Raw genomic sequence first — 3252 nt, 5'->3', positions numbered from 1 at the left:
GATGCAGCCCATAGGGAAAGGCGATGTCACCGGCGATCCTCTGGAAACTGATACCGCCTGCCCCGCGCCGCCACAGCGAGCCGGACGCGCCCTTCTTCATCAGGTCGGCCGCCCATTGCGAAGGCAGGTGCTGGGCCGAACCATTGGCCAGCCACAGCGTGCCGTCATCGGCATAGGCAAGCGCGGTGATGCACCTTAATTCGGCCGGCAGCGAAACCTCCTTGCCGGCAATCAGCAGCTTGCCGTTTTCCAATCCGGCAGTCAGGTCCCCCTCTGGCGACAGTGCCAGCGCGGTGACTGGCGACTGAAATGTCTCGACCACGACAGCCTCGGCACCGGCCGCGATCGCAAGGACGGCATTGCCGCTGGAGACGAGCAGCCGGCCGACCGCCGACAGCAGATTGTCCGGCTCGCTCAATTCGGCGAAGGCCGGCAGGTCATCCAGCCGCGTGTTGGGGCGGAAGGCGCCGTCGAGTGGCGGAATGGTGACCGCCTTGCCGCGAAAGACATCCAGGATCGGATCGAGGATCATGGTCTTGCTCCCCAATAGGAAGCGGGGCTGGTCCAGTTCGGGTCGGCGCCCGAAATCTTGTAGCGGCCAATGCGGTTGTTGAGGATGCCGCCGACGAACAGATAGCCCTTGTGCTCGCGCATCGACGTCACCATCGGATGCGCGTTGCCGGAAAGATCGCCGAGCGTCTCGACGATGCCGCCCTTCTCGTTGAACTTCACCACGCCGCCGGTGTTGATGTTGGGAAACAGCCATTCGTCCTGCGGCAGGCGCCGCGTCATGCGCTTGCGCATATCTGGGTGGCGTAGCGACAGGTCGAAGCTCGGCGTGCGCATGCCGAGCCAGGCCATCCAGTAATTGCCGTCCGACGCGCGATTGATGTTATCGGGATAGCCTGGCATGTCGCGGATGACGCATTCGGCGGTGCCGGCCTTCGGCCCTTCCAGCCAGTAGCGATGCACGCGGCAGGCCCAGCTTTCGGCGAAGAACAGCGACTTGCCGTCATGCGCCATGCAGACCCCGTTGGTGTAGCGATAACCGTCGAGCAGCGTCTGCGTCGAGCCGTCCTTCGGATCATAGACCAGCAGGCGTCCGGTGGCGCGGTTCTCGATCGAGTCCAGCGCCCAGTCATGCGCGTCATAGCGCTTGGTGGAATCCGTGAAATAGATGCGGCCGTCCGGCGCGATGTCGCAGTCGTTCGGGTCGCGCAGGCGCGCATCATCGACGATCGAGGTCCAGGAGCGCGACGTTTCGGCCGAAAGGCGCTTCACCTCGCGCTCCGGCGAGACCGAATAGAGCCCCATGGCGCCGACGCAGCTGATCAGATTGCCTTCTCTGTCGAAAGCAAGGCCCAGCGGAAAGCCGCCGATATGGGCAAACACTTCCGACTTCACATAGTCCGGCGCGAAGAAGCGAACGATCTCGCCGTGGCGTGTGCCGCAATAGAGATGGTCGTCACGATCGACGATAACATCTTCCGGTCCCTCCAGCTCGCCGAGCCCGATATGGTCCGCTGCCGACAGCCGGTTGTCGAGCTCGTAGGGCGTGCCGGAGCCGGGCGCGGCCGATTGCGTCTCGCCCATCTTGAGATAGACCGGCGCGACATAGACCTCGTTCAGCACCTTGTGTCGGTTCTTCAGCCAGCGGATGTCGATGGTGACGGCGACCGCGAGCAGGATGCCGAGCACCATCTGGTTGGTGCCGGTGCCGTAGCCGAGCCGGATCAGGCCGTTGGTCATGGTGAGCACGATGATGGCGCCCATCAGGCCCTTGACCACAGAGCCTCGCCCGCCGCCGAGGCTGACGCCCCCGACCACCGCCGCCGTCAGCGCCATGATTTCCAGGTTGAGGCCGGTGCCCGGGCCCGCCCCGCTCAGACGGCAGGCGATGAGGAACCCGCCGATCGATGAGCAGAAGCCGGAAAAGACATAGGTCATGAAGACGGTGCGGCGCACGCGGATGCCGGCATTGTGCGCCGAGCGCCGCGAGCCGCCCACCGCCAGCACGTGCCAGCCCGGCCGCGAGCGCGTCAGCGCGATATGCGTGACGATGGCGAGGATGACGGCCAGCCAGACCGAAACCGACAGGCCCCAGAATGTCCCGTCGCCGATGAAATCGAGCACGTCGGACGAGGCCTGGGAAAGCTGCACGTCGGCGGCATAGGTGCTGACCAGTATGTCGAACAGCGCCCGCCCGAAGATGAAGGTGACCAGCGTGGTGAGAAACGCGCGCAGCCTCAGATAGCCGACGAGGTAGCCGTTGATGGCGCCGAAGACCAGCCCGGTGGCCAGCGCCGCGGCCAGGGCCAGCCAGATCGACTGTTCGAGGATGAAGAAGACATAGACGGCGGAAAAGCAGGACAGCGCGAAGATCGAGCCGACCGAGAGGTCGATGCCGCCGCCCAGCATCACCACCGTCATGCCGATGACCACCAGCGAGAATTCGCCGAGCTGGCGCGTCGATTCCTGCAGCGAAGTGAGCTTGAAGAAACCCGGAATGATCGAGCCGAACACGCCGAGCGTCGCCACCAGCGCCAGGAAAGGTATGGCGTTGTCGGTCCAGCGCTTGGTCAGGATCTCCCCGACCAGATGGTCGGGCACGAGATTGTAGCGCCAGGCCTGGAGGCGTTCACGAAAAGTCATCGGCGGCTGCTGTCATCAACGGGAAAAGAGGTGGCCGGAACGATCCGGTTACCTCGTGGATGCGTTCGGGCGGCGCGCCTTATTTCGCCGCGGCTTCGGCCTGCAGCGCCTTCAGGTCCCAACAGCTGTCGGGCTTGAGATCCGCCTTGGTCGTCGCCTTCTCCAGCGTGTAGATGTAGGTGTGCGATGTGCCGGCCGGCTGGCCGCTCTGCAGCAAAAACTTGATGATGGCGTTCATGTCGCCCGACTGGCGGGCAAGATCGGTCATCACCACGGCGCCGTAGGTGCCGTCGTTCAGCTTGTCGCAGTCGGCCGCCTTCTCGCCGCCGCCGGTGGTGACCAGGAACACCTTGCCGTCGAGCTTGGCGTCGCGGATCGCGGCGGATGCCCCGGTCGCGTCGCCATCCCAGAAATCGATGATCGAGCAGATGTCGGGGTGCTGCTGCAGCATCGTCGTCGTCACGTTGCGCGAGGTGGTCGCGTCCCAATTGGAATCCGGCTTGGCGACGACCTGGAAGTCGGGATGCTTCTCCAGCACCTTCATGATGCCGGCATACTGGTAGAGGCTGGACGAGTTCGCCTGGTCGCCCTGCACAAGAC

The 3252-nt window shown here is 64.5% G+C and carries 2 protein-coding genes and 1 pseudogene; all 3 read right to left on the bottom strand.

All coding sequences use genetic code 11. The annotated features are described in order from the left end of the window. Positions 1–532: pseudogene (locus EOA28_RS29915) on the bottom strand (hypothetical protein); the annotation flags it as partial. Then, the gene (locus EOA28_RS29910) at positions 529–2652 is read right to left on the bottom strand and encodes an SMP-30/gluconolactonase/LRE family protein (protein WP_128298243.1); all 2124 of its coding nucleotides are present in this window, start codon (positions 2650–2652) and stop codon (positions 529–531) included. The gene EOA28_RS29910 and the pseudogene EOA28_RS29915, both read right to left, overlap by 4 nt. 79 nt (positions 2653–2731) lie before the next feature. Next, on the bottom strand, positions 2732–3252 hold a 521-nt coding region (locus tag EOA28_RS29905), incomplete at its 5' end, for a substrate-binding domain-containing protein (protein WP_148670937.1).

It is taken from the genome of Mesorhizobium sp. M2A.F.Ca.ET.067.02.1.1 (assembly GCF_004023285.1).
In the GTDB taxonomy this organism is placed as follows: domain Bacteria; phylum Pseudomonadota; class Alphaproteobacteria; order Rhizobiales; family Rhizobiaceae; genus Mesorhizobium.
Note: the sequence above shows the minus strand (reverse complement) of the source record. Positions and strands in the feature narration are given on the sequence as shown.